The sequence below is a fragment of the Alcanivorax sp. HI0083 genome (assembly GCF_001635175.1).
Genome location: NZ_LWFX01000327.1, coordinates 1 through 685 on the forward strand (window position 1 = coordinate 1; position 685 = coordinate 685).

The 685-nt window shown below is 60.6% G+C and carries 1 protein-coding gene; it reads left to right on the forward strand.

Going from position 1 to position 685, the window contains the following annotated elements; all coding sequences use genetic code 11:
• Positions 1 to 79: 79 nt before the first annotated feature.
• Positions 80 to 685 (forward strand): DNA polymerase III subunit delta (gene holA, locus A3754_RS03455; RefSeq protein WP_063518855.1); only part of this gene is annotated, 606 nt, incomplete at its 3' end.

Consider the following 685-nt stretch of genomic DNA (forward strand, 5'->3'; position numbering starts at 1 on the left):
GTGAAGATCTGTATGAAGACATGACTTTCCGGCTGATCAACCAGATCGCCGTGGCGTCCAAGGGGTGGGAGACCTACTGATGCGCCTGCGTCCTGAGCAGCTTGGCAAGCATCTGTCCGCGACAATGCTGCCCGTCTATCTGGTGGCCGGCGATGAGCCGCTGCAACAGGGAGAACTGCTTGACGACCTGCGCCGGGCAGCCCGCGACCAGGGTTTTGACGAACGCCAGCGTTTTTCCAGTGATACCGGTATCGACTGGAACGCCCTGCTCAACGAATCGCAAAGCATGAGCCTGTTCGGCGGCCGCCGCATTCTTGAACTGGTACTCAACGATAAACGCCCGGACAAGACCGGCAGCCAGATTCTTCGCGATGTGCTCGCCGGCCTGAAAGGCGGAGCCAGTAGTGACACCCTGTTATTGATCCGCTGCTCACGGCTGGACCGCCGCAAGGACTGGAATAGTGCCTGGGTCAAAGCCGTGGATGAAATGGGTGCCGTGATCGAAGTCTGGCCAGTTGAAGGGAAAGGCTTGCGCAACTGGCTGCAGGAACGCCTCACCAGCCGTGGCCTGCGCGCCAACGAAGATGCCCTGGCCCTGCTGATTGAGCGCAGTGAAGGGACCCTGCTGGCCGCCGCCCAGGAAGTGGACAAGCTGGCTTTACTGGTAGAAGACGGCCAGGTCGGC